Source organism: Kytococcus sedentarius (assembly GCF_041937525.1).
Taxonomy (GTDB): domain Bacteria; phylum Actinomycetota; class Actinomycetes; order Actinomycetales; family Dermatophilaceae; genus Kytococcus; species Kytococcus sedentarius_A.
Genome location: NZ_CP169391.1, coordinates 388143 through 413996, shown reverse-complemented (window position 1 = coordinate 413996; position 25854 = coordinate 388143). Strand labels below are relative to the sequence as shown.

Here is a 25854-nt window from a genome sequence, read left to right as displayed (position 1 = left end):
GTGGTGCTGCGGGCGGGCGGGGCGGTGCAACGGCGTGCGCACAACCTCCCGGCATGAAAAAGCCCCTCACGCAGGGAGGGGTGGCCGCGACGCTGTGTGCGTGCGCGGCTAACGAAGAAGCAGGGTCGCCGCCGACATGGTGGCCATGCTAGCGCAAGCCCTGCCCCCGCCCCGGCCCCTGCGCTGGCCCGGCCCGCAGCGCCACGGCCTGCCCCACGCCCGCAACGCCATGGCCTGCCCCACGCCCGCAGCGGCCCGGTCCGCATGGCCACCTCGCGGGCACTTCACCACTTTGTCCACAAGGAGTGGTGGAACACCCGCTCAGCGGGCGCTGCACCACTCTTTCTGCGGCCCAGCGGGCACTTCACCACTACTTGCTCGCCCAACGGGCACTTCACCACTGTGTGCCCGCCCCAGCGATCGCACCACCACCATCAAGCGGCCCGTGACCCCTGGCTGCACCGCCCGCAGGCCAGCGGCGCAGCGGACCACCCCGCCCGCTGCAGCATGCGCCCCACGTCCTGGGCCACGGCGCACGGATCACCGGCCACGTCGTGCCATCCGAACCGAAGGGTTGCCCACCCGTCCAGCTGGTTGGCGTTGTCACGCCCGCGGTCTCGGAACATCCCCTCCCCCACGTGCCCCAGCCGCCCGTCGAGCTCCACCAGCACCCGGTGGGCCTCGTACGCGAGGTCCACCCACCCCCGCATCGCCCCACCGGCGGACGCCTCCACGGCCCTGCGCAGCTGCTGTGTCATGCCCGGAAGTCCGTGGGGGCGCTGCACGTCCCGCACATACCGGCGCTCCAGCTCGGACGCCGTGCCGCTCACTGCATCCTGCAGCGCCGCTTGGAGAAGCGCCCGACCCTTCAGCCGACGCCGCTCCCCGAGCCGCTCGAGGACTCGTTCGGGCGTGGTCCTGCGCGAGCCGATCGCACGCACCAGCCACATGAAGACCTGGTCCTGCGTGACGCCCTGCACCACATCGAGCACGGTGTCCTCAATGCGAGTCATGCGTGTCCCTCCTGGGAGCGACGGCGCCCGCACGCCCGGCGACTCCCTGCGAACGCGGACCCCGGGAGGTGGCGCCACCCCGGTGCGCTGCGGCACGTACAGGCTCATCCCCCGGGGCTCGCTGGCCCACCCCTGCTCGTGGGCGGCGCTGAGGCCACCGAGCCGCGACTCCGGCCACCGAGCCAGCACCGCCTCGACCCTCACCCTCCAGGGGACCAGTCCCTCCACGAACCAGTCGATGCGGTGAGCGTCACCCCCCTCCACCAGTCGCCGGAGACACTCGGCGGTGGGAGTGGTCCAGTACACGCCGGGCAGCAGGCGGGGCCACCGTTGAGCTGTTCGCTGCAGGACGGTGTTCGGAATCCCCGCCGCCAGGGCCTCGGCGCGGGTCACCACTCCGTGCCGCTGCTGCGCGGCACGGAGGAGCGGTACGCAGGTCAACACATCCATGCCGGCAGGCCATCAGATGTTCACCGTTGCTGGGTGTGGGCAGCCGGCGAGGCTGTGGACACGCGGAAGGTGGCGGGCGAGAGCCCCGGATGCTGTGGGGGCGTGGTCGTGCGGATCGACACCGCGGTGGGGGCGGCCGCCACGGGCCTCCGCCGCGTCCGACCGCGCCGCCCCTGCCTGGTCGTTTCACCACTCCGTCGCCAGACAGTGGTGAAACGACCGCTCAGCGGGTAGTCCACCACTCTTTGGTCGCCGCGGCGGGCGGTTCACCACTATTTGGTGGCGCAGGGACCCCGGGGCGCTGCCGAGCGAGGTGGTGCGGGGCGGAGGCGCTGCCGGGCGGGGCTGCGGCCTGCGGGGATGCGGGCTGCGGGAGGGTGGAGGCGCTGCCGGGGCGGGCGGGGCGGGGATGCGGACTGCGGGAGGGTGGGGCGGGTCAGCGTCCGGCTGCCGGGGTGGCCCCGGGCAACGCGACGGGGCGGCCGCCCGAAGGTGACCGCCCCGTGGAGCGTGTGTGCCGTCTGCTCAGAGAGCGGCGGCGCGCTTGGCCATGGCCGACTTCTTGTTGGCGGCCTGGTTCTTGTGGATCACGCCCTTGCTCACGGCCTTGTCCAGCTTCTTGCTGGCCGTCCGCAGCGCGTCCTGCGCAGCGGTGGCGTCGCCGGACTCGGCGGCAGCGCGGAACTTGCGGATCCAGGTGCGCAGCTCCGACTTGTACGCGCGGTTGCGCTCGGTGCGCTTCGCGTTGGTCAGAACGCGCTTCTTCTGCGACTTGATGTTCGCCACGTGGGTCTCTCCCAAGGAGGTCGTTGATGTCTGTGTCACTGCGCCCACCCGTGGTCCACGTCGAGCTCACTCGATGGTGTGGCGTCACGAGGTGATCGCTTGAGGGCGAGAGCATTCGCTCGGGACCGGACGTGGGGATGCCCGTGGTTGAGCGGTACTCGCAAAGCTTGGTCTCCGCGCACGACCCTCTGGCGCGTCGACAACGGCGGTCAGGTTACCGCATCGCGGCCCTGATCCCCGCATCGCCGTACAGGCGCGCCCTCGGGCACCGTGCACGGTCAGGCGGTGAGGGCGGGGCACCATCCCCTCCACCCACGCGCGGGTCAGCCGTGGAGCCGGCAGATCTCGTCCACCACCCGCTCCACCGCCGAGTGCGGGTCCCGCGCCGCGCCCTTGACCTCGTGGTCGCACCGGGCCAGGGCCTGCACCGCCGCACCCAGCCGTGCACCGTCCCACCCCCGCATCATCCGCCGGGCCTTGTCCACCATGAACGGCGCCATCCCCAGCTCCTTGGCCACCTGCGCCGAGCCCCGGTTCCCCGCCGAGGCCACCAGCCCGATCTGCCGCGCCTGCCCCGCCATCACCGCCACGATCGGCACCGGGTCCAGCCCGCCGAGCATGGCGTGCCGCGCCAGCCGCAGCGCCTCGGCCCGCTGTCCGGTGAACGCTGCCTCGGCCACCTTGAACCCCGTGGTCTCCACCTTGCCCCCGTGGTACAGGTTCACCTGCTCGGTCGTGACGGTCCCCTCGGTGTCCTCGATCAGCTGCGAGCACGCCGCCGCCAGGGTCCGTGCGTCACCCCCGGCCGCGGCCACCAGCACCTGCACGGCGTCGCTGTCGATGCGCCGCTTGGCCACCCGGAACTCCTTCTGCACGAAGGTCGCCTTGTCCCCGTCCCGCTTCAGCGCAGGCGCCTCGATGGTGTGCGCGTGTGCCTTGGCCATGGCGTCCAGCACCCGCTTGTGCTTGGTCCCCGAGCGGTGCGAGACCACCAGCACGTTGCCCTCGCCGGGGTCGGCCACCGCCGCCGCGACCTCGTCCCCCAGGGCGTCCCCGGCCACCTCGAAGTTCCGCACCACCACCACGGTCCCGCCACCGAACAGGCTGGGGCTCAGCGCCATCGCCACGTCCCCGGCGGCGAACGACTCGGCCTGCACGCGCACCACGTCGACCTCGGGGTCCACGGCCCGCGCGGAGGAGATCACCTGGTCGACGGCGCGGTCGATCAGCAGGTCCTCGGGTCCCTTGATGAGCACCAGCGGGGGCAGTGCTGCCATGTCAGTCCTCCTCCGGTGCGACGGTCAGGCTCAGCTCCAACAGCTCGATGCGGGAGGCCACCCCATCGGGTGCCCGACCCACCGCTCGGGCCACGTCCTCGATGCGGGCGACGCCGCCTTCGTCTCGCGCGCCCTCCACCGCTGCGGTCAGGGCCTCGTCGTCCGCGGCGGTCCACGCCTCACCCCCGGTCACCGCGGTGCGCGCCGAGCGCGACACCGGCGGGGCGCCGGCCCGGCCCGTGCCGACCAGCGACCGCGCAGCCACCTCGGCCACCGGCACCGGCTCGGGCGCCATGGCGTCCAGCCGCCCCAGCGCCTTGAGCACCAGCTCACGGTCCTGGGTGGGCCAGAAGGGGGGCAGGCTCTTCTGCAGGAAGCCGGCGTACCGGGCGGTGATCATGCGCGGGTCCAGGAAGGCCACCACGCCACGGTCGTCGGCCCGACGCACCAGCCGGCCGCTGCCCTGGGCCAACCGCAGGGCAGCGTGGGTGGCGGAGACGGCCATGAACCCGTTGCCGCCGTTGCGCGCGATGGCCTGCGAACGCGCGGAGCTCAGCGGGTCGTCCGGCCGCGGGAAGGGGATGCGGTCGATCAGCACCAGTTGGCAGGCCGACCCGGGCACGTCCACGCCCTGCCACAGCGAGAGCGTGCCGAACAGGCAGGTCCGCGCGTCGGCGGCGAACTGCCGCACCAGCGTGGGCAGCTGGTCCTCCCCCTGGCAGAGCACCTCGAACTCGTCGCCCAGGCGGTCGCGCATCTCGTCGGCGGCGGCGCGGGCGGCCCGCATCGAGGAGAACAGCCCCAGGGTGCGCCCGCCGGCGGCCCGGATGAGGGCCTCGATCTCGTCGAACTGCTCGGGGGCCGTGCCGTCCCGCCCGGGCGCGGGCAGGTGGCCGGCCACGTAGGCCATGGCCTGCTTGGGGTAGTCGAAGGGGCTTCCCACGTCCACGCCGTTCCACTCCGGGGCGCCGGAGCCCAGCAGACCCAGGGTGCCGGCGAGTGAGTCGAACGACCCGCCCAGCTCCAGCGTGGCCGAGGTCATCACCACGGTCCGCTCGGTGAACACCTTCTCGCGCAGCAGCATCGCCACGCTCATGGGCGCCACGCGCAGCACGTTGCGGCGCTGGGCCGAGCGGCCGTCGGGGGCCACCCACACCACATCGAGCTCCCGCTCCTCGAGGAGCCGTTGCGCGACGTCCCCCACCTCGTCCACCGCGGCCCGGGCGGTCTGCTGCGGGCCGTCGGCCTTCTCGCCCTTCTCCGGCTTGAGGTCCGTGCTCACCCCGCGGGCGGCGTCGCGCAGCACCACCAGGGCGTCGGCCAGCGAGTCAGGCAGGCTCCGCACCGTGCCCTCGGGCAGCGGATCCAGCGCCTGGGCGAGCGCCTCCTCGGCCTCCTCCAGCCGGTCGGTGTCCGCAAACTTGCCGGCCTTGCGCGCCGCGACGGCCACCGCTGCCGGCGTGAGCTCGTCGGTGGCCACACCGGTGACCCGGTCCACCAGCTCGTGCGCCTCGTCCACGATCAGCAGGTCGTGCTCGGGCAGCATGGACCGCCCCTCGATGGCGTCGATGGCCAGGAAGGCGTGGTTGGTCACGATGACGTCCACTTCCTTGGCGGCCTCGCGGGACAGCTCCACGAAGCACTCCGAGGCCACGGGGCAGCGGGAGGCGCCGAAGCACTCCCGGGCCGAGACCGACACCTGCCGCCAGGCCCGGTGGCTCACGCCCGGCACGAGCTCGTCGCGGTCGCCGGACTCGGTCACCTCGGCCCACTCGCGCAGCCGGACGACCTCCTCCCCCAGCGCGGAGCGGTCCGCGTCCACCTGCCCCATCGAGACCAGCGCGTCGGCGTCGTCGTCGGGGAACCCGCCCAGCAGCTTGTGCTGGCACAAGTAGTTGTTGCGGCCCTTCACCAGGGCGTAGGTGATGGGGCGTCCCATGGCCCCGCGCAGCGCCTCTGCCACCCGCGGCAGGTCGCGGTCCACGATCTGCGCCTGCAGCGCCAGGGTCGCCGTGGCCACCACCACGGGCTGTCCGGTGGCCACCGCGTGCGCCACGGCGGGCACCAGGTAGGCCAGGGACTTGCCGGTGCCGGTGCCGGCCTGCACCAGCAGGTGCTCGGTGCTGTTCACCGCCCGCGCGACCTCCTGGGCCATGCGGGCCTGCCCCTCGCGCGGCGAACCACCCACCGCGGCAACGGCTTCGGCCAGCAGATCACTGACCTCGTGGGAGCCGAGAGCGGTGGACGGCGAGGCAGCGGGCATGGGAGAACTCTAGGTCGTCCCCCTCACCACCCGAGGAGTCCGGCGCGGGTGCCCTGTGGACGAGCGCCCGCGCCCCCGCGACCTCAGTCCCGCGGGCCGTAGGAGCAGATGAGGTGCGCCACCAGCGCCGTCCAACCGCACTGGTGCGAGGCACCCAGCCCCACCCCGCTGTCGCCGTCGAAGTACTCGCTGAAGGTGGGGTGCACGTCCCACAGCGGCCCGGACGGGTGGTGCGTCGGGGTTCCCGGGCGACGCCCCTGGCCATCGGGCAGGAAGAGCTTCACCAGCCGCCCCCGCAGGTCGGCCGCGATGTCGCTGAGCGACACCTGCTGCCCGGACCCGGTGGGGAACTCCTGCGTGGCCGACGGGTCGGCCTCGGCCATCACCGCCAGCGCGTCCAGCAGGAGCAGGTTGGTGGGGAACCAGATGGGCCCGCGCCAGTTGGAGTTGCCGCCGAACATCGCGTTGTCGGAGACGCCCGGGGTGTAGTGCAGCTCGAACTCACGCCCGCCGAGGGTGGCCGAGACGCCCTCGCGGTGGGCGGCCGAGAGCGAGCGGAGCCCGAACGGCGCGAGGAACTCCCCCTCATCGAGCATCCGCGACAGGATCCGCGCGCGGCGCTCCTCACCCACGAGGGTGAGCATGGCCGAGCGGTCGTCCTGCCCGCCGAGCACCACCAGCCCCTTGGTCAGGTGCGGGCGGCGCTCCTGCAGCCAGTCCACCTCGGCGTGGAAGCCGTGCAGCTCGCTCCACACCCACGGGGGCACCACACCCACCGCCATCAGCGGCAGCAGGCCCACGGTGGAGCGCACCTTCAGCTGCTCGGCCACCCCCTCGGAGGTCACCAGCGAGTCGTAGAAGAAGCCGTCCTCGCCGTTCCACAGCGTCACCCCGCCGGAGCCCGGCGACTCCATGGCCCGGTCGATGCGCAGGAAGTACTCGAAGAAGGTGGTGCACGCGCCGTCCCACGAGGCGTCCTCGCGGCTCAGCTCCAGCGCCACGCGCAGCATCGACAGCGAGAAGAAGGCCATCCAGCTGGTGGCGTCGCTCTGCTCCAGGCGCACCCCCTCGGGCGTGGCGGACCGGTCGAAGAAGGCGATGTTGTCCAGCCCCAGGAAGCCGCCGGTGAACAGGAACGAGCCCTCCGGGTCCTTCCGGTTGACCCACCACTGGAAGTTCATCATCAGCTTGGTGAAGGTCTGCACCAGGAAGCCGCGGTCCCACGCGCCGTCCAGGCGGTAGACCTGCCAGCAGGCCCACGCGTGAACGGGCGGGTTGGTGTCGCCGAAGTCCCACTCGTAGGCGGGCAGCTGGCCGTTGGGGTGCTGGGCCCACTCGCGCACCATGAGCACCAGCTGGGCCTTGGCGAAGGCCGGGTCCACGTGCGCCATGGCCACGGTGTGGAAGGCGGTGTCCCAGGTGGCGAACCAGGGGTACTCCCACTCGTCCGGCATGGAGATGACGTCGGCCAGGTCCAGGTGGTCCCAGTCGCTGTTGCGGCCCTTCAGCGTGTCCTGGCGGGCGGCGGGCGGCGCCGGGGAGGCGGGGTCGCCCTCCAGCCACTGGCTCACCGAGTAGCGGTACAGCTGCTTGGCCCACATCAGCCCGGCGAACGCGCGGCGGGCCACGTGCCGCTCCTCGTCACCCACCTCGGCGGGGATCACCTGGGCGTAGAACTCGTCCGCCTCGGCGCGGCGGGCGGCCAGCACGTCCTCGATGCCGTCGAGCGTCACCTCCCGCTCGGCGCCCCAGGCCGAGGGCATGGGGGCGGCTGCGGCGGCGGGGCGCTCGGGGTCGCCGGCGGCCGGTGCCATGCCGGCCAGGCGCAGGTCCACGCTCACCGACGCGCCGGGCTCCACCGCATCGAAGACGAAGTGCCAGGCGCACTTGGTGCCGGTCTGCTCGGGGTTGCCCGCGTCCTCGCCGCGCACGACGGCGCGGTTCACGGCGTTCTTGGGCCAGGGGCTGCCGGTGGACTCGGCGCCGAAGACGGCCGCCTCGTCGGTCTCGTTGTCGCAGAAGATCATCGATGCCGGAGCGTTGCCCTGGTCGTCGACGGCGGTCACCTCGTAGGTGCCCAGCCACTCGTGCTCGGCGCGCACGCGGGCTGCGGCCACCGCATCGTCACCGTCCTGGCCCGTCCGGCGCAGGACCGGGCGGCGGTCGTCGCGCCCCCAGGACCAGGTGTTGCGGAACCACAGCTGCGGCACCAGGTGCACGGGGGCCGCGTCGGGGCCGTGGTTGGTGGCGGTGATGCGCACCACCAGGTCGGTCTCGCTGGCCTTGGCGTGCACGACCTCCACGTCGAAGAAGCGGTCGTCCTCGAGCAGCCCCAGGTCGGCGAGCTCCACCTCATCGGCCTCCAGACCGGCGGCGGCGTTGCGCTCCACCAGCTCGGCGTAGGGGTAGGCGGCCTGCGGGTAGCGGTACAGGTAGGAGCTGTAGGAGTGGGTGGGCGTGGCGTCCTGCGCCCACCAGTACTCCTTGGCGTCCTCCCCGTGGTTGCCCTGCGGGCCGGAGAGGCCGAACAGGCGCTCCTTGAGCCGGTCGTCCTGGCCGTTCCACAGGCCGAGCCCGAGGTTGAGGAAGCCGAACCGGTCGCTGACCGCTGCCAGGCCGTCCTCACCCCATCGATAGGCGCGCTGGTGGGCGTGGTCGAAGGGGAAGTAGGTCCACGCGTCGCCGTCGGCGGAGTAGTCCTCGCGGACGGTGCCCCACTGGCGCGCCGCCACGTACGGACCCCACAGGCGCCAGGCGTCGTCCTGCGAGGGCGCCTGCTCGAGGCGCTGGTGCTCCGCGGAGCTCTCGGGCTGGTCCGGGGTGGGCGGGTGCTCAGTCACTGGCCCCATTCTGCCAACCCGCGTGGCCCGCCGGAGCACGCGGCGGTGTGATTCCGATGACGTGACGCCCCCGGGTGCCGCGCGTGCGCCCCCGCGGTGGGCACCGTGGCGCCGCCCCGGGTGCCGCGCGGGTGCCGCGTCCGGGGTCGCGCGGGTGCCCGTCGTGCCCGCCCGTTGGCGGGAGGATGCGGCAGGGCCGCTGGTAATCTGAGCGCCTCCGAGGCCCAGCCGAGCCGGTTGCCACCAGGCCTTGCGACCCCCCGCAGACCAGGACCTGAAAGGCTCCCCATGCGCCGTGCCCTCCCCCTCATCGCCGCCGGGTCTGCCGCTGGCCTCGCGCTGGCCACCCCGCTGGCCGCCTCCGCCACCGTGAGCGCGCTGCCGGCCGCCACCATCCCCGTCGACGGCGCCGACGGTGCCTGCGCGCCCGACCAGGGAGTCACGGTGGTGGTGCACCTCGAGAAGCGCACCGTCATCCGCTGCGCCGAGGGTGACCCCACCTCCGGCGAGGAGGCGCTGACCTCCGCCGGCTTCGAGCTGCAGCACGACGACGCGGGCATGGTCTGCTCCATCAGCTACCAGAACAAGGCCTTCCCGAAGGAGGGTGAGGACGGCTGGACCTGCGGCGACTTCGAGGGAGATTTCTGGAGCTACTGGACCGCCGAGGCCGGCGATGCCGAGTGGACCTCCTCGCAGGTGGGCGCCGGCGAGCACGACCCGGCGGTCGGTGACCTCACCGGCTGGCGCTACGCCGACGGCACCCAGCAGCCGCACGACGGCGAGGTGCCCGAGGCCGCCGCGGCCGAGCCGAGCGAGGACGGCGGTGCTGACGTCACGGGCGAGGCGAGCGCGGACGCCGGTGACGACACCGCATCGACCAGCGCCTCCGACGGTGACGACGACTCCAACGACGACTCCAACGGCGACTGGCCCGGCTGGGCCACCTGGGCCCTGACGGGCGGTGCCCTGGTGGTCGGTGCCGGCGTCGTCGCAGCCGTCCTGCGGCGCCGCTGAGCCCCGCTGAGGCGCCCGCCGCGGTGGTAGCCTCGGCCCCCTGAGGTCCTTCTGGGGAAAGCCGGTGTGAGTCCGGCACTGACCCGCAACCGTGAGGCGCTCGCGCCGCAGTCGGAATGCCCGCTGGCCCTTGGCTCATCCACCCGCCGCGGTCTGCGGGGAGCCGGTTGCCGCAGTTCTGGCCACCTGCCCGCAGACCAGGACTGAAAGGCTCACCATGCGTCGCACGCACCGCCTGATCGCTGCCGGGTTTGCAGCGAGCCTCGCCCTCTCCGCCCCCACCGCCTCCCTGGCCGCCCCGGCCCAGGCCGACGCCGATCTCGCAGCCCAGTACCTCGTGGCCCAGGCGGACGACGAGGGCGTCGCCACCCCCGGCCAGCGCGCCGACCTGGTGATCGCCCTGGCCGCCGCCGGTGGCCAGGACAGCCGCGTGACCGCCGAGGCGACTCTCCTCGCCGAGAGCTCGGACGAGTACGTGACCGACAACGCCGCGGCCGCCAAGACCCTCATCGCACTCGATGCGGGGTGCGTGGACCACGCTCACCTGCACGACAAGCTGCTCGCCGGCATGGCCGAGGACGGCTCGGTGGGCTCGTTCCCCTCCGCGTTCGGCCAGTCGCTGGTGATCATCGGCCTGCACCGTTCCGGTCAGGACATCCCGCAGGTCGTGGTGGACCGCCTCAAGGCGTGGCAGACCGGCGCTGACGGCAGCTTCGAGTACGAGGACTTCGCCACCGGTGAGCCCACCTTCGATGCCGACGGCACCGCCCTGGCGGCCATGGCCCTGGACGCGGCGGGTGACGAGGCCGCCTCCGACCGTGCGCTCTCCGCGCTCGAGGCCCGCCAGACCGAGCAGGGCTACTGGGAGAACTACTCCCCGGTGAACACCACCGGCCTGGTCGCCGACGCCCTGGCGGACGACGGTCGCGACGTCGCCGAGGCGCAGGGCTGGCTCGCCGGCCAGCAGCAGGCCGATGGCGGCTTCCCGAGCGCCCTGGGCTCCACCGACTCCGACGTCATGGCCACCACCCAGGCGATGTTCGGGGTGACCGGCAACGGCTACACCGACGCTGCCGTGGACTGCGGCGGCGACGGCCCGATCATCGACACCGGGTACGCCCCGGCCGACAACACCCCGCTGGCGGCGCTGGCGTTCGGTGGCCTGCTGACCGCTGCGGGTGCTGCCACCGTGGTCGTGGCGGGCCGTCGGTGACGACTCGCTCCCGCCGCTTCGGCGGGTTGCTGACCGCAGCCGTGCTCCTCGGAGCACCGGCTGCGGTCAGCCCCCCGGGCACGGTGGCTGCCCAGGCCGCCAGCCACGCCGGGGCGTGCCGCAAGGGTGAGGGGGTGACGGTCGTGGTCCAGGACCCGCACCGCACCATCACCCGATGCGGGATCGGTGACCCGGCAACTGGAGCTGCCGCCCTCACCCGGGCCGGCTTCCGCATCGACTACCGCGAGAAGGGCTTCGTGTGCCGCATCGGCTACGGGGGCGTCTGGTACCCCGGCGGCGCCCTGTCTGACAACCGTCCGTGCGTCAAGCTCTCGAACGGCCGCTACACCTCGTGGACCTACTGGCACGCGCTCACCCCGAGCCGTCCGTGGACCTACTCGAACTCCGGGCTGCTCAAGCGCAACCCACGACTGAACTCCGTGGAGGGCTGGCGATGGGGCAACGGCACCCAGAAGCCGCGCAACGGCACCGTCCCCGGCTACTCGCGGGTGACGGGCGGTTGGGGCCTCGGCGCCCAGCTGCCGTGACATCCGGTGAGGAAGGACCCATGACCCACCGCACGACCTCCTGGCCTGTTCCCCGGTCACCCCTGGGACCCGTCCGCACGACGCGCCCGGTTCGTCCGGCACTCGGCGCCGTGCTGCCCACCCTCGCTGCCGCGGGCCTCCTGGCCTCGATGGGGGTGATCTCGCCCGCCGCGACGCCCGATGCTCGGGCCGCGGGGGTGCAGGGCGCCTGTCAGCAGGGCCAGGGGGTGACGGTCGTGGTCGGCAGCCCCACCGGAACGGTCACCCGCTGCGCCCCCGGCGACCCCGGCAACGGCGAGGAGGCCCTGGCGGGGGCGGGTTTCGAGCTGCGCCACGACCGCAGCGGCATGATCTGCCAGATCGGCTACCAGGGCTCGTGGTTCCCGCGGGAGGAGGACGGCTGGTACTGCGGCGCCTGGGACGGCGTGAACTACTGGAGCTACTGGCACTCCAGCGATCCCGGTGGCGCGTGGTCCTACTCCCAGAAGGGTGCGGCCACCTACGACCCGGCGCTCGACCAGTTCGAGGGCTGGCACTACGGCAACGGTCACAGTGGCCCCACCGGACGGGCGCCGCAGTTCGCCGCGACCCCCGAGCCGTCGCCGAGCCCGACTCCGAGCCCGTCACCGTCGCCCAGTCCGAGCCCGTCACCGTCGCCCTCGCCGTCGCCGTCGCCCTCGCCGTCGCCGTCGCCGAGCCCGTCGCCGTCGCCGAGCCCGACGGCGAGCCCAAGCCCGACACGGCCCGACCCGACACGGCCCGACCCCACGCGGCCCGACCCGACACGGCCGGACCCCACGCGGCCCGACCCGACACGGCCGGACCCGTCGCGCACCCCGACCACGGATCCGGGCACCACCGAGCCCGATCCCACCCGACCAGGCCCCGGCAGCACCACGACCGGTCCGACCGCTGACGACCCCACGCAGGACGCGGGCCCGACCTCCAGCGCACCCGGTGGCACCACTCCCGGACCCACGAGCGACGCCCCGACCTCCGGCGGTGGGGGAACGGGCTCCGGGACGACCTCGCCGGGAGGTGGCAGCGCCACCGGCAGCACCCCTGGACACGAGGGCGCGGGCACCGGTTCGCAGAGCCCCACCCAGGACGGGGGCTCCGGCGAGGACAGCCCCACCGGAGACGAGGGCGGGGCGAGCGACACCCCATCCAGCAGCGATGGCACGGCGAGCGACACCCCATCCACCAGCGACGCGCCGGCCGACGGCGCCACGACCGGAGGCACCGAGACCGGGGAGGAGCAGGCGGCGGGCTCCCCCGCGGAGGCCGAGTCCCCCGGGTCCGGCATGACCGGTGTCTGGTGGACCCTCGGGTTGCTGGCTGCCGCTGCGGCGGGTGTCGCGGTGTGGCTGCGCACCAGCCGCCCGTGACAGCCACCTACCAGGCGCGGCCCTCCGCCCCACCCCGGGCCGCGCGGCAGCCGAGCAGCGCGGGCGGCGTGGCCACCGCCGGTGGTCCGGCGCACCATCGCACCACCACCCGCCGCCTCCACCCCTGGGCGTGGTGGGCGTGGGCGCTGGGCACCGCCGCCGCGGTCTCGTTCACGACCAATCCGCTGCTGGTGCTGCTGTGCGCTGCCGCCGTGGTGGCCGTGACACTCGTCAAGCGTTCCGACGACCTCTGGGCCCGCAGCATCGCGGCGTACCTGTGGCTGGCGCTCGCCATCGTGGCCATCCGGCTCGTCTTCCAGGTGGTGCTCGGTGGCGATCGCCCCGGCACCACCCTGTTCACCCTGCCGGAGGTCCCGCTGCCGCAGTGGGCGGCGGGCATCCGCCTCGGTGGACCGGTGCAGGCCGAGTACCTCCTGGTCGCCGTCTTCGACGCCCTGCGCCTGGCGACGATGCTGTTGTGCGTGGGTGCCGCCAACGCCCTGGCCAACCCGCGGCGTGCCCTGCGCTCGGTCCCCAGCGCGCTCTACGAGGTCTCGGTGGCGGTCGTCATCGCCCTCACCGTGGCCCCGCAGCTGGTGGTCTCCGCCCTCCGCGCCCGACGTGCCCGGCGGCTCCGCGGCGGACGCACGAAGGGCCTGCGGGCGGCCCGTTCGCTGCTCGTCCCGGTGCTCGAGGACGCGGTCGAGCAGTCCCTGGCGCTGGCAGCCGGCATGGAGGCCCGCGGGTTCGGCCGCACCCGGCAGGCCGGGCGCTCCGGTTCCCGCCTGCTCGTGAGCGGGCTGGTGCTGGCTGCCCTCGTGCTCGTCACGCTGGGGCTGTTCACCCTGCTCAGCGGCCCGGTCGCGCAGGGATCCGCCTGGTGGCCGGCCTGGCTCACGCAGCTCGCGCTACCCCTCGGCCTGGTGCTCACCGGGGTCGCCTTCTGGCTCTCGGGTCGGCAGGTCCGCACCACCCGTCACCGTCCCGATCCGTGGCGCGTGCCCGAGTGGATCGTCCTGGCCGCCGGTCTCGGGGCACTGCTCACGATGGGGTGGCTCACCGACACTCTCCCCGGCCGTGACCACTTCGAGGCCCTGCGCTCCCCGCTGACGCGCAGCTGGCTCAACCCGCCCGTCCAGCCGCTGGCAGCCCCGCAGCTGCACCCGCTCATGCTCCTGGTTCCGGCCTGGGTGTTCGTGCCGCTCCTGGCCGCACCACGGGCCATCCGACGCGCCCCGAGCCCCGCGGCCACCACCCGTCCCCGGGAGGACACATGACACCGGCCATCGAGCTGCGCGGGGTGACCTTCACCCACCCCGACGCCCCGCAGCCCACGCTCCGCGACGTGAACCTGACCGTCACCGAGGGGGACCTTGCGCTCGTGGTGGGCCGCACGGGCACCGGCAAGTCGACCCTGCTCAGCCTGGTCAACGGCCTCGCCCCACACTTCACCGGCGGCACGCTCGCCGGCGAGGTGCTCGTCCACGGGCGGTCCACGCGCACGCACCCCCCGCGCGAGATGGCCGAACACGTCGGCTGGGTCGGCCAGAACCCGGTCGCCTCCTTCGTCACCGACACGGTCGAGGACGAGGTCGCCTACGGCATGGAGCAGCTCGGCATCGCCCCCGAGTCGATGCGGCGCCGGGTCGAGGAGACGCTCGACCTGATGGGCATCGCCGACCTGCGCCGCCGCAGCCTGCTCGAGCTCTCCGGCGGCCAGCAGCAGCGGGTGGCCATTGCCGCTGTCCTCGCGGCCCAGCCCCGCGTGCTGGTGCTCGACGAGCCGACCAGCGCCCTGGACCCGACCGCCGCCCAGGACGTGCTCTCGGCCATCACCACGCTCGTCCACGAGGTGGGGCTCACCGTCGTGCTGGCCGAGCACCGCCTCGAGCGGGTCATGCACGCCGCCGACCAGGTGCTGTGGGTGCCCGGTGATGGCCGCGTGGTGGCCGGTGAGCCCCGCGAGGTGCTCGCCCGGGCAGACGTGCACCCGCCGCTGCGCCGCCTCGCCGCGGCCGCCGGGTGGGGCACGGTGCCCCTCTCGGTGCGGGAGGCGCGCCGCCGCATCGCCGGGGCCGGGGGCCCGGAGCGGTTCACCGGGGCCGGTCGGGACCGGACCGGGGCCGATGGGGCGACGCCCGCCGGCCGCCGGCCCTCCCCGCTGGGACTCCGCATCGAGGGACCCGCCGCCCTGGCCGCCCGGGGCGTCCGCGTCGAGCACGGCGATCTCCTCGCCGTGGCGGGCGCCGATCTCGGCCTCGCCGCCGGCACCGTCGCCGGTCTCATGGGCCGCAACGGTTCAGGCAAGTCCTCCCTGCTCTGGGCGCTGCAGGGCACGGGGCGTCGCAACGCAGGCACGGTGGCGCTCGCGGGAACCGATCCCGCCGACCTGGACCCCGCCACCGCCCGCCGTCACGTCACCCTGGTGCCGCAGGACGCCGCATCGCTGCTCTGGCTGGAGAGGGTGGCCGAGGAGCTGGCGCAGGCCGAGGCCGAGTCGGGCGCCGAGCCGGGGGCCGCGGCGGCCACGCTCGCCCGGCTCGGGGTGGCCCTTCCCCCGGACGCTCACCCCCGGGATCTCTCCGAGGGCCAACGACTCGCCCTCGTGCTGGCCATCCAGCTCACCGCCGCGCCGGACGTGGTGCTCCTGGACGAGCCCACCCGCGGGCTCGACTACGCCGCGAAGGACCACCTCGCCACGATGCTGCGGGGCCTGGCCGACCGTGGCGCCGCGGTGCTCGTGGCCACCCACGACGTCGAGTTCACGGCCGCCGCCTGCGACCGGGTGCTGCTCATGGCCGACGGCGAGGTCGTGGCCGATGGTCCGACCGCCGAGGTGGTCACCGCATCGCCCACCGTGGCCCCGCAGGTGACCAAGGCCCTCGCCCCGGTGCCCGTGCTCACGGTCGATGCGGTGCACCCGCCGCGGGGTGACCGGTGAGCACACCCCTGGGCGAGACCGGCCTCGCCCCGCTCCGTGGCCGCACCGACCAGCGCGCGGTCCGCCTCAGCCTGCGCTCCGCGCTCGCGCTGACCGTCGTGGCCGTGGCCGGGCTGGCAGCCTTCACCTGGCCGCTGGTGGTCCGGCCCGAGGCAACGCTCGCCGGATCCACCCAGGCGCCCCTGGTGCTGGCCCTCCTGCTGCCGGTCGTCACCGCGTTGGCGCTCGTGGAGCTGACCGGGGAGGGCATGGACGTGAAGGCTCTGGCGATGCTGGGGGTGCTCTCCGCCATCGGCGCCGTGCTGCGGCCGCTGGGCGCGGGCATCGCCGGGCTCGAGACGGTCTTCTTCCTGCTGGTGCTGGGGGGCCGCGTCTTCGGGCCGGGGTTCGGCTTCGTGCTCGGCACCACCACGCTGTTCTCCTCGGCGCTGCTCACCGGAGGCGTGGGACCGTGGCTGCCCTTCCAGATGATCGCTGCGGGCTTCGTGGGGCTCGGTGCCGGACTGCTCCCCCGTTGCCGGGGGCGTCTGGAGATCGTCCTGCTCGCCCTGTACGGCGTGGTGAGCGCGTTCCTCTACGGCATGCTCATGGACCTCTCGTTCTGGCCGTTCAGCCTCGGCGGCGACACGCAGGCCTCCTACTCGCCCGAGTTGGGCTGGTGGGAGAACCTGCAGCGCTTCTGGGTCTTCAACCTCGCCACCGCGATGGGGTGGAACACCGGCCGCGCGCTGACCAACCTCGTGCTCATCGCGCTCACCGGCCCCGCGATCCTCGCCATCCTGCGTCGAGCCGCACGGCGCGCCCAGTTCGTCTGACGACACCGGACACAGGCGGGCCCCGCGAGGCGGGGCCCGTCGTGGTGCCGCTGTTCAGCCCACGCTTTAGCCCGCGGACTCCACCACCGGGGTGAGCGCGCCGGCGAGGTCGGCGTTGATGCGGGCCACCAGGTGGGTGCCCTCGGGCAGGTGGCGCTCGGCGAGCACCTCGCCCTCGGAGTGGATGCGGGCCACCAGGTCACCGCGCTCGTAGGGCACCACCACGTCCACCTCGATGTCGGGGCGGGGCAGCTCGGACTCCACCAGCTCACGGAGCTCGTCGATGCCCTGGCCGGTCCGCGCGGACACGGCGATGGACCGCTTCTCCTCACGCAGCAGGCGCGCCACCACCTCGGGGTCAGCCGCATCGGCCTTGTTGATGACGATGATCTCGTTCATCGAGTCGGCACCCTTCTCGTCCAGCACCTCCGAGAGCACCTCGCGCACCGCGGAGATCTGGCTCTCGGGGTCCGGGTGCGAGCCGTCCACCACGTGCAGCACGATGTCGGCGTCGGCCACCTCCTCCAGCGTGGAGCGGAAGGCCTCCACCAGCTGGTGCGGCAGCGAGCGCACGAACCCGACCGTGTCGGCCAGCGTGAATACGCGGCCGTCGGCGGTCTCGGTGCGGCGGACCGTGGGGTCCAGGGTGGCGAACAGCTGGTTCTCCACCAGCACCCCGGCCCGGGTCAGCCGGTTCAGCAGCGAGGACTTGCCGGCGTTGGTGTACCCGGCGATCACCACCGAGGGCACCTGGTTGTCCTTGCGGGAGGAGCGCTTGGTGTCGCGCACCGTCTTCATCTGGGCGATCTGCTTGCGCAGCTTGGCCATCTGGGTGTTGATGCGGCGACGGTCCAGCTCGATCTTGGTCTCACCGGGTCCGCGGGAGCCGATGCCCTCACCGCCGGCCACGCGTCCACCGGCCTGGCGGGACATGGACTCACCCCAACCACGCAGGCGCGGCAGCAGGTACTGCAGCTGGGCGAGCTCCACCTGGGCGCGGCCCTCCCGGGACTTCGCGTGCTGGGCGAAGATGTCCAGGATCAGGGCGGTGCGGTCCACCACCTTCACCTTGATGACGTCCTCCAGGGCACGCCGCTGGCTGGGGGCCAGCTCGTCGTCGGCGATGACGGTGTCGGCACCCTCGGCGGCCACGATGTCGCGCAGCTCGGCGGCCTTGCCCGAGCCCATCCAGGTGGCGGGGTCCGGCTTCTGACGGCGCTGGATCACGCCCGTGAGCACCGTGGACCCGGCCGTCTCGGCCAGCGCGGCCAGCTCGGCCAGGGAGTTCTCGGCCTCCTCGGTGGTGCCCTCGGTCTGCACGTGGGCCAGCACGACGCGCTCCAGGCGCACCCGGCGGTACTCGACCTCGGAGATGTCCTCGAGCTCGGTGGACAGGGAGTCCACGCGGCGCAGGGCGCGGCGCTCCTCCCGGTCGTACTGCTCGCCGTCGTACTCCAGGCCGTGCTCGTCACGGTCCTCGGCCAGGGCCGCGGCGCGGCGCAGGCCGGGAACGTTCACCTCATCGGAACCGGTGTGGTCCTCGCCGGTGGTGGGCACCTGGTCCTCGCGCTCGAACTCGGCGGGGGACGTGGGGGTGTGGGTCATGGTCTCCTTCAGTGGGTCGGGTGATCCAGCCTGTCAGGGTTCAACACCCGGCGCCACGGATTTCTGCCCGCCCTCCCCTCATCGATGGGGTGAGCCCCCCCGCGCGGCCACGCTCACCCCATCGTGGCCGAAGGGGGCGCGCTCAACGCACCAGGCCGGCCCACTGCTCCATCGTCAGGTCCTGGGCGTGCAGGTGCTGCGCCAGGTCCTTGCCCACCCACCGCCAGTGCCAGGACTCGTACCGGTAGCCCGTCTCGTCCTGCCGGTCCTGCGGGTAGCGCAGGATCCACCCGTGCTCGGCGGCGTGCTCCACCAGCCACTGGCCGCGCTCGTTGTCGGTGACGGGCTGGGGGAACTTGGGCATGTCGGCAATGTCCATGGCCAGGCCCATCTGGTGCTCGCTGCGGCCCGGGGCGGCCACGTAGACCATCAGGTGGTCGGGATCGCGCTGCTTGTAGTACTCCCAGGTCTGCTCCTGTTCGGCGAACGAGCGGTAGGCCGCGTTGAGGCGCAGGTCGATGCCGTCCTGGGCGGCGGCCGCACGCAGCTCGTCCCAGGCGGCGGCGGCCTCGGGGGCCAGCCGCATCTGCTTGCCCTCGGTGGCGGCCCCCTCGACCACCACCAGCTCCTCCGGCTCCCACCCCTCGGGCAGGGCGTTCGCGCGGTTGACGATGGTGTGCGGCCCCACCTCGGTGACCGGGCGCGGGGTGATGCTCTCGGGGTGCAGGTAGGGGCCCTGGAAACGGGCGCCACCCTCCCCGGGGAGCGGGTTGGGCGCGGCGTCCTGGTGGGGCTGGGGGGCCGAGGCGTCGTCCGAGGGGGCGGGCTCGTCGGACGTGGGTTCGTCGGGGGCGGGATCGTCCCCGCCGGAGGGGGCTTGCTCGTCCCCGCCGGAGGGGGCCTGCTCGTCCCCACCGGAGGGCCCTGGCTCCTGGGAGGTCTCCTGGCCCGTCGCCTCCGGGGAGGACTCGGTCGCCGGCGGCGGTGCGACCCCCTCATCGGTCTCCTGCGTGCACCCCGCCAGGGCCAGACAGGCCCCCAGCACCAGGCCTCCCCGCACGACGCTGCGCGTTCCCCACCTCATCGACGTCATCCGGTCACCCTAGGGGGCATGGACCCGAGGGGGGCATCCATCGTGTGGTGGATGCCCCCCTCGGCTGCCCTCGCGCTGTCAGACGTCTGTCACACACCCAGGAGGGCGTCCAGGCGCGTCCGCGCGGACTGCAGCGCCGAGCCGGTGTGCACCCCGGTGTCGATGATGGGGCCGGGCGCGGCCGGCTGCATCTCCCTGCTCCACAGCACCGTGCCCACCGCGTCGCGCAACGAGGCGGTGAGCACCCCCTCGGAGTCGATGTCCACGTGGCCGAAGAACTGGTTCCCCGCCCGCGGGGACTCACCCGGCTCCCCCGCCACCTTCTGGAACTCGACCCGCGGACCGAACGTGGCATCGAGGTCGTTGGGACCGAAGGTCCCGGCGTTGACCGGCCCGGCCACGAGCTCCCAGAAGGGCTCGAAGTCCTTGAACGCGGCCCGGCTCGGGTCGTAGTGGTGCGCGGCGCAGTAGTGCACGTCCGCGGTGACGAAGAGCACCCCGGTGATCTTGTACTGCTTGATGGCGCTGAGCAGCAGGGCGATCTCCTGCTCACGACCCAGCGGCCGCCCCGGGTCGGCATTGCCGACGCCTTCCTGCGCGAGCTCCCCATCCGGCACCACCAGCCCCAGCGGCAGGTCCGCAGCGATCACCTTCCACGTGGCGGTGGAGCCGCGCAGCTCGCGGATCAGCCAGTTGAGCTGCGCGCGGCCCAGGAGCGGGGTGGTCCGGTGCTCGGTGTTGGCCGTGTTGGGGCCCTTGTGGGTGCGCATGTCCAGGCTGAACACGTCCAGGTGCCGGCCCCGCTTGATGGTGCGGTGGATGCGGCCACCACCGGCCGGGGTCCAGGGCCTGCGGCCGTGCCCGTCGGCCAGGGGCTGGTACTCGAAGAAGGCCCGGCGGGCACGGTCGGCCAGCACGTCCACCCGGCGCTCGGTGTAGCGGTCGTCGTCGAGCAGCTCGCCGGGGTACCAGTTGTTGGTGGTCTCGTGGTCGTCCCACTGGGCGATCACCGGCACCCGCGCGGCCAGCTGCCGGACGTTGGCGTCCAGGAGGTTGTAGCGGTGGCGACCACGGAACTCGCCGAGCTCCTGCGCCACGCGCGTCACCTCATCGATGAGGAGATTCCTCCACACCTGCCCGTCGGACTCGATGACGGTCTCCTCCAGCGGGCCGTCGGCGTAGATGGTGTCGCCGGAGTGGATGAAGAAGTCCGGCTCGGGGGCGGCCATGGCGGCGTAGGTGCGCATGCCGCCCAGGTCGGGGTTGATGCCCCAGCCCTGCCCGGCGGTGTCGCCGGTCCACACGAAGGAGGTGGCGCCATCGGTGTCGTCACCGGTGATGAAGCTGCCGGTGGCGCGCTCCCCCTCGCGGCCCTCGTCGTCCACGAAGCTCACCGTCACCTCGTGGCGCGCCCCGGGGCGCAGTCCGGTGAGCTGCAGCTTGGCCGTGTTGTCGCGCGAGGGGTCGGTCCACGGCCCCTCCAGACGGCGGGTGCGCCCGGTGTCGTCGGTGAGGCTGACGAGCATGCGGCCCGGCACCGACGAGCGCGACCAGACGATGCCCGCATCGGTGCTCACGTCGCCGAACTGCAGGCCGGAGGTGAGCTCCGGACGGGAGGTGGTCAGTCCGGCGACGTGGGGGGCCGCCAGCGCGGTGGTGGCACCCGCGGCAGCACCGGCCAGCAGGGTGCGACGGGAGACGGTCGGGAGGGCGAGCTGGGGAGAGTCCATGTCCGCAGCCTGTTGGCCGCGGGTGTCGCGCCGGTGGCTCTTAGGTGGCCGCGTCGTGACCCCCCGCTGGCGATCCCGTGAACGCCCCCGGCAGGAGGGTGCGTGGGTCACTTCGGGATCAGCCCGGCCCACTCCTCCATCGTTCGGTTCTCACTGCGCAGGTGCCGGGCCAGGTCCTCGCCCACCCACCGCCAGTGCCAGGACTCGTACCGGTAGCCGGTCTCGGCCTCCTTGCCCAGCGGGTAGCGCAGGACGAAGCCGAACTCGGCCGCGTGGTCGCTGAGCCACGCGCCGCGCTCGTTGTCCTCGACGGGCGCGGGGAAGGGCGGCATGCCGGCGACGTCCACCGCCAACCCGGTCTGGTGCTCGCTGCGCCCGGCCACGGCGACCCGGCCGGAGACGGGGGCGTCGCCCTTCGCCCGCATCGACTCGACCAGCGCTGCCTGCGCGGCGTGGGACCGGTAGGCGGAGGTGGCGAGCAGGTCGATGCCGTCCTCGGCCGCCGCGCTCCGCATCGCCTCCCACGCCTGCGCCGCGTCGGGTACCAGCAGCAGTTCGCGGCCCGGCACGGCCCCGCCGGAGATGGGCACCAGGCCGGCCGGCACGAAGTCAGGGGGCAGCGCGTTCACCCGGTTGACGATGGCGTGGGGCCCCACCTCGGTGACGAGGCCAGGCGTGATGCTGGCCGGGTCGAGGTAGTCGCCCACCATGACCGCGCCGCCCTGACCGGGCGCCGGGTTGGCCTGGGCCGAGCCGACGAAAGCAGGTGCTGGGCGTCTACCGAGGGACTCCGAGGCGCCCCAGCCACCCAGCGCCACGAGCGCGACCGCCCCGGTTGCCAGGGCGCGGTGTCGCATCGCACGGCGGCGGATGCCGGGCCCGCCGGTCACCGTGGCCGGACGCACGTCGTCAGGCCACTGCAGGGACGCGGAACGGCCTGAGTGGGCCCGGGGTCGAGGCTTCATGCGATGACCGTGGCATACCGGGTATTCAGGGGGCCATCATCCCGTGGGCTGAACCCCCGGGTCTCGCGGAGCGCACCAGCCCGAGGTACCGCCCGGATAGGCTCTGCCGCCATGGCCGACCACTACTTCAGCGCCACCCCGGCGAGCCCGGACGAGCGGCGCGAGCTCACCGTCGATCTGGCCGGCCACCGGTGCGCCGTGGTCACGGCGCCGGGGGTGTTCTCGGCCGAGCACCTCGACCATGCCACCGCCTTCCTCCTCGATGCGGTGCCCGTCCCCGCCGAGCTGGTGGCCCGGGGCGCGGGGGTGCAGCTCCTCGACATCGGGTGCGGCTGGGGGCCGGTCGCGCTGTCGCTGGCGCTGCAGGCGCCCGAGGCCGCGGTGTGGGCAGTGGAGGTCAACGAGCGAGCCGCCGACCTGGCGCGGGAGAACGCGCGCCGGCTGGGGGTGCTCGCCGCGGGGCCGGGCGCGCCGGGGGTGCACGTGGTGGCGCCGGAGCACGTGCCCGATGAGGTGCGCTTCGACGGCATCTGGTCCAACCCGCCCATCCGCGTGGGCAAGCAGGCGCTGCACGAGATCCTGGCCCGCTGGCTGCCGCGGCTGCGGGGCGAGGGGGCCGCGTGGCTCGTGGTGGGCAAGAACCTCGGCGCCCCCTCGCTGCAACGGTGGATCACGGAGTTCAGCCCTGACGCTTCATCTTCTGATCTTCAGGTGGATTCCTTCACCTGCGAGCGCACCGCCCGCCACAAGGGCTTCTGGGTGCTCGAGGCCCGCCCCGCCTGAGCCCACCCTCACCGCATCCGCTTCTCCCAGATGCCCTCCAGGCTCACCGGGCGGAAGCCCAACGCGGTGTTGATCGCGAGCATGTGCGCGTTCTCCCCCGCATTCCACGTGTGGATGCGCTCCACGCCGGGGCGCTCGGCCGCGAACCGGCGCAGCGCCGCCGTCTTCACCAGCGTGCCCAGCCGGTGGCCGCGGTGCTCACGCGCCACCAAGGTGTCCTCCTGGTAGGCCGCGGCGGGCCGATGCGGTGAGCTCTGCAGGTAGGTGTACGCCACCGCCTGCCCCGTGGGCGTGTGACGGGCCATGGCGAAGACCGTGTGCCGCCCCATGTCCTGCCACCGGGACTCGTTCTCGCGGATCCGCTCGGGCGACCACACGGCCTGCTCACGCTCGGCGTCGCCCTGCGGGATGTCGGTGCTCATGCGCTCGTACAGGCGGCACATGCCCTCGAGGTGCTCCTCGGGAGTGGCGCCGCTCCAGGTGACCACCTCGTAGTCGGCGGCGAGCGGCCGGGCCTCGGCGTCCAGGGCGTCGGCCACCGCCAGCCCGTCGGCGGGGCGCAGCTCGGAGTGGGTCTCGGTCTGCACCAGTCGGTAGCCCTTCGCCAACGCGAAGGCGGTGGGCGCCTCGGTGCGGTCGAGCGTGCCGAACCCCGTCGGCGCGTCCAGCGCGTCGGGGCTGCCGGGTGCCGCCGAGCGGGCGTGGCCGGAATAGGTGTCGATGACGTGACGGCCGAGGTTGCGGGCGAGCTCCTCCACCGCGTCGTGCAGGGCCGTACCGACCCCCTGCCGCCGCGCGCCGGCCACCACCCACAGGTCCATGTCGAGCCGGTCGGTGTTCTCCTGCAAGGGGATGCCGGCGTGCACCGCCCCCAGCAACCGCACCTCGCCCAGGGGACCGCGGCCGGGCACCCGCGGGAGGCTCACCCCATCGGACGGGGGAAGGGTCTGCTCGGGCAGGCGGTCGAGGGCCACCACCATCCAGTGACGGCGCGACTCCCCTGACTGCAGGGCGCGCAGAACCCCGGCGGCGTCGTTGCCGGTGAAGTCGTCGTGGCCCAGCAGCTCGATGCCGATGGCGGCGTCCTGCTCCACCAGCTGCTCGGCGAGGTGGGAGGGCGGCGCGTCGGAGGGCGTCGCGTCCAGGACGGCCAGGTGGAACGGTGTGGACTCGGTGCTCATGCCCCCACCCAACCGGGGCCCACCGGCGCGGCGCCACCGCTTTTCCCCCGACGGGTCAGGCGGGGTGGGGATCGATGAGGGCGAGCGCCTGGTCCAGCAGATCCGGTGCGTCGTGCTCCAGCCAGTGGATCCGCGGGTCCGGCCGGTACCAGGCGCGCTGCCGCCGGGCCAACCGCCGCGTGCCCTGCTGGGTGTCCGCGATCGCCTGCTCCTGCGTCAGTTCCCCGTCCAGCTGCGCCAGGGCCTGCGAGTATCCGATCGCCCGTCGCGCCGTCCGCCCCGGACCGGCGCGCAACCCGGCAGCGTCCAGCGCGCGCACCTCGTCCAGCAGGCCCACCGCCCACATCCGCTCGACCCGCGCGTCGATGCGGGGGTGCAGCACCTCGTCGTCCGCGCGCAGCCCGATGAGGACGCTCGGCACCAGGAACTCGCGCGTCGGCATGGCGGAGGAGAACGGCCGCCCCGTCAGCTCGATGACCTCCAGCGCCCGCACCACCCGCCGTCCGTTGCGTGGCTCGATGCCGTCCGCGGCCACCGGGTCCAGCCGCTGCAGCTCCGCGTACAGCACCTCCACCCCCTCGGCCTCGAGGCGCCCCTCGAAGACGGCCCGCACCGCCGGGTCCGTGGGCGGGATCTCCAGCCGGTCCAGCAGCGCCCGCACGTACAGCCCGGTGCCCCCGACCACCACGGGCACGTTCCCCCGGGCCCGGATGCCGGCGATGTCCTGACGGCCGGCCGACTGGAAGCGCGCCACCGTGGCCTCCTGGGTCACGTCGAGCACGTCCAGCTGGTGGTGCGGCACCCCGCGCCGCTCGGCCACCGACAGCTTGGCGGTGCCGATGTCCATGCCCCGGTACAGCTGCGAGGCGTCGGCGTTCACCACCTCGCCCCCCAGCCGTTCCGCCAGGTCGAGGCCCAGGTCCGACTTGCCGGTGGCGGTCTGCCCCACCACGGCCACGATCGGCACGGGACCGGCCAGCGGGTGGTCGGGGTCCGGGGAGGGGTGGGCGGTGGGGTGCGACATCGCGCCCATTCTCCCGCACCGCCACGCCGGGGAGAGAGGTGCCGGGCCCACCCGCAGCCTGCCCTCGCCCGCCTACGCTGACCCCATGACCACCCAGCACATCGAGTTCCACGTCGTGGCCGACTCCACCGGCGACACCGCGGCCCGGGTGGCACGCGCCACCGCGGCGCAGTTCCCCGACATCGAGACCCACATCGTGCGCCATCCGCGCATCACCACCGAGGACACGCTGCGCTCGGTGATGGGCCGCATCGAGACCGACGCCCACCAGGTGGTGGTCTTCTCCACCATCGTGGACGACGACCTGCACGCCCTGGTCCACGAGCTCGCGCGGGACGCCCACCTGGAGCACGTGGACATGCTGGGCCCCGCCCTGGAGGCCGTGGAGCGCGTGGCGGACCGGCAGGCCGAGCACAAGGTGCGTCCGGTGGGCATCAGCGCCGACTACTTCACCCGCATCGCGGCGATGGAGTACGCGGTCGCCAACGACGACGGGAACATGGGCCAGGCCCTGGACCAGGCCGACATCGTGCTCATCGGCGTCTCCCGCTCGGGCAAGACGCCACTGTCGATGTACCTGGGTTATCTGGGCTACCGGACGGCCAACATCCCGCTGGTGAACGGCATCGAGCCGCCGGCCGAGCTCTTCGACGTGCCCCGCTGGAAGGTCGTGGGCCTGGTGATCGACCCCGAGCGCCTGCAGGACATCCGCACCCGCCGGGTGAAGTCCCTCGGCGGCCGCCAGGGACGCGACGGCTACGCCGACCTGATGAAGATCTACGAGGAGCTCGACCACGCCGAGGGGATCTTCCGCCGGGTGGGTTGCCCCACCATCAACACCACCGAGCTGGCCCTCGAGGAGTCCGCCGGTCGTGTGATTGAACTCGTGGAGAACCGCCGCGCTACTCTTCGGGGGTGATGACCT

20 protein-coding genes and 1 riboswitch are annotated in these 25854 nt (G+C 73.5%); of the genes, 9 read left to right on the top strand and 11 right to left on the bottom strand.

Going from position 1 to position 25854, the window contains the following annotated elements:
* Positions 1–434: 434 nt before the first annotated feature.
* From ACEY2A_RS01935 to ACEY2A_RS01915, 5 genes are all read right to left on the bottom strand, one after another.
* Complete coding sequence (locus ACEY2A_RS01935) at positions 435–1013, bottom strand: DUF559 domain-containing protein (protein WP_374929202.1); 579 nt, start codon at positions 1011–1013, stop codon at positions 435–437.
* A gap of 975 nt (positions 1014–1988) precedes the next feature.
* A complete protein-coding gene (gene rpsT, locus ACEY2A_RS01930) occupies positions 1989–2249 on the bottom strand; it encodes a 30S ribosomal protein S20 (RefSeq protein ID WP_374929201.1) in 261 nt (86 codons plus the stop codon).
* A gap of 323 nt (positions 2250–2572) precedes the next feature.
* Positions 2573–3526 carry a DNA polymerase III subunit delta gene (holA, locus tag ACEY2A_RS01925; RefSeq protein WP_374929200.1) on the bottom strand — a complete coding sequence of 318 codons (954 nt, stop codon included), beginning with the start codon at positions 3524–3526 and terminating at the stop codon, positions 2573–2575.
* Position 3527: 1 nt separating this feature from the next.
* Complete coding sequence (locus ACEY2A_RS01920; protein ID WP_374929199.1) at positions 3528–5789, bottom strand: ATP-dependent DNA helicase; 2262 nt, start codon at positions 5787–5789, stop codon at positions 3528–3530.
* A gap of 83 nt (positions 5790–5872) precedes the next feature.
* On the bottom strand, positions 5873–8629 hold the full coding sequence (locus ACEY2A_RS01915; RefSeq protein WP_374929198.1) for a glucosidase: 2757 nt from the start codon (positions 8627–8629) through the stop codon (positions 5873–5875).
* A gap of 288 nt (positions 8630–8917) precedes the next feature.
* Between ACEY2A_RS01915 and ACEY2A_RS01910 the strand changes: the two genes are divergently transcribed.
* The 7 genes from ACEY2A_RS01910 to ACEY2A_RS01880 all read left to right on the top strand — a co-directional run bounded on the left by ACEY2A_RS01910 (position 8918) and on the right by ACEY2A_RS01880 (position 16548).
* Positions 8918–9643: a hypothetical protein gene (locus tag ACEY2A_RS01910; RefSeq protein WP_374929197.1), complete on the top strand. Its 726-nt coding sequence runs from the start codon at positions 8918–8920 to the stop codon at positions 9641–9643.
* 7 nt (positions 9644–9650) lie between these two features.
* A riboswitch (cobalamin riboswitch) is annotated at positions 9651–9786 on the top strand.
* Between the two features lie 74 nt (positions 9787–9860).
* A complete protein-coding gene (locus ACEY2A_RS01905) occupies positions 9861–10856 on the top strand; it encodes a hypothetical protein (RefSeq protein WP_374929196.1) in 996 nt (331 codons plus the stop codon).
* Positions 10853–11404 carry a hypothetical protein gene (locus ACEY2A_RS01900; protein ID WP_374929195.1) on the top strand — a complete coding sequence of 184 codons (552 nt, stop codon included), beginning with the start codon at positions 10853–10855 and terminating at the stop codon, positions 11402–11404. Before ACEY2A_RS01905 ends, ACEY2A_RS01900 begins: the two co-directional genes overlap by 4 nt.
* A gap of 110 nt (positions 11405–11514) precedes the next feature.
* Positions 11515–12792: a hypothetical protein gene (locus ACEY2A_RS01895; protein WP_374929194.1), complete on the top strand. Its 1278-nt coding sequence runs from the start codon at positions 11515–11517 to the stop codon at positions 12790–12792.
* Entirely contained in the window at positions 12789–14069 is a 1281-nt protein-coding gene (locus ACEY2A_RS01890; RefSeq protein ID WP_374929193.1) for a CbiQ family ECF transporter T component, read from the top strand. Before ACEY2A_RS01895 ends, ACEY2A_RS01890 begins: the two co-directional genes overlap by 4 nt.
* Entirely contained in the window at positions 14066–15733 is a 1668-nt protein-coding gene (locus ACEY2A_RS01885; RefSeq protein ID WP_374929192.1) for an ABC transporter ATP-binding protein, read from the top strand. Before ACEY2A_RS01890 ends, ACEY2A_RS01885 begins: the two co-directional genes overlap by 4 nt.
* On the top strand, positions 15730–16548 hold the full coding sequence (locus ACEY2A_RS01880) for an ECF transporter S component (protein ID WP_374929191.1): 819 nt from the start codon (positions 15730–15732) through the stop codon (positions 16546–16548). The genes ACEY2A_RS01885 and ACEY2A_RS01880 overlap by 4 nt, the downstream gene beginning before the upstream one ends.
* 66 nt (positions 16549–16614) lie before the next feature.
* On the opposite strand, the gene hflX is transcribed toward ACEY2A_RS01880, so the two are convergent.
* The 4 genes from hflX to ACEY2A_RS01860 all read right to left on the bottom strand — a co-directional run bounded on the left by hflX (position 16615) and on the right by ACEY2A_RS01860 (position 21941).
* Positions 16615–18153 (bottom strand): GTPase HflX, encoded by a 1539-nt coding sequence (gene hflX, locus ACEY2A_RS01875; RefSeq protein ID WP_374929190.1) that lies wholly within the window; start codon positions 18151–18153, stop codon positions 16615–16617.
* 142 nt (positions 18154–18295) lie between these two features.
* On the bottom strand, positions 18296–19246 hold the full coding sequence (locus ACEY2A_RS01870; RefSeq protein WP_374929189.1) for a D-alanyl-D-alanine carboxypeptidase family protein: 951 nt from the start codon (positions 19244–19246) through the stop codon (positions 18296–18298).
* 89 nt (positions 19247–19335) lie between these two features.
* A complete protein-coding gene (locus ACEY2A_RS01865) occupies positions 19336–20976 on the bottom strand; it encodes an alkaline phosphatase D family protein (RefSeq protein WP_374929188.1) in 1641 nt (546 codons plus the stop codon).
* Between the two features lie 107 nt (positions 20977–21083).
* Positions 21084–21941: a M15 family metallopeptidase gene (locus tag ACEY2A_RS01860; protein ID WP_374929187.1), complete on the bottom strand. Its 858-nt coding sequence runs from the start codon at positions 21939–21941 to the stop codon at positions 21084–21086.
* Positions 21942–22052: 111 nt separating this feature from the next.
* Between ACEY2A_RS01860 and ACEY2A_RS01855 the strand changes: the two genes are divergently transcribed.
* Positions 22053–22724: a class I SAM-dependent methyltransferase gene (locus ACEY2A_RS01855; RefSeq protein WP_374929186.1), complete on the top strand. Its 672-nt coding sequence runs from the start codon at positions 22053–22055 to the stop codon at positions 22722–22724.
* An 8-nt stretch (positions 22725–22732) separates the two neighbouring features.
* Here the strand turns inward: ACEY2A_RS01855 and ACEY2A_RS01850 are convergent, their stop codons facing one another.
* A complete protein-coding gene (locus tag ACEY2A_RS01850) occupies positions 22733–23905 on the bottom strand; it encodes a GNAT family N-acetyltransferase (protein ID WP_374929185.1) in 1173 nt (390 codons plus the stop codon).
* Between the two features lie 55 nt (positions 23906–23960).
* Positions 23961–24929 (bottom strand): tRNA (adenosine(37)-N6)-dimethylallyltransferase MiaA, encoded by a 969-nt coding sequence (gene miaA, locus ACEY2A_RS01845; RefSeq protein WP_374929184.1) that lies wholly within the window; start codon positions 24927–24929, stop codon positions 23961–23963.
* An 85-nt stretch (positions 24930–25014) separates the two neighbouring features.
* Here miaA and ACEY2A_RS01840 point away from each other — a divergent pair, with 85 nt between their 5' ends.
* Positions 25015–25848, top strand: coding sequence for a pyruvate, water dikinase regulatory protein (locus tag ACEY2A_RS01840; protein ID WP_374929183.1), 834 nt, complete (start codon positions 25015–25017; stop codon positions 25846–25848).
* Positions 25849–25854 lie beyond the last annotated feature (6 nt).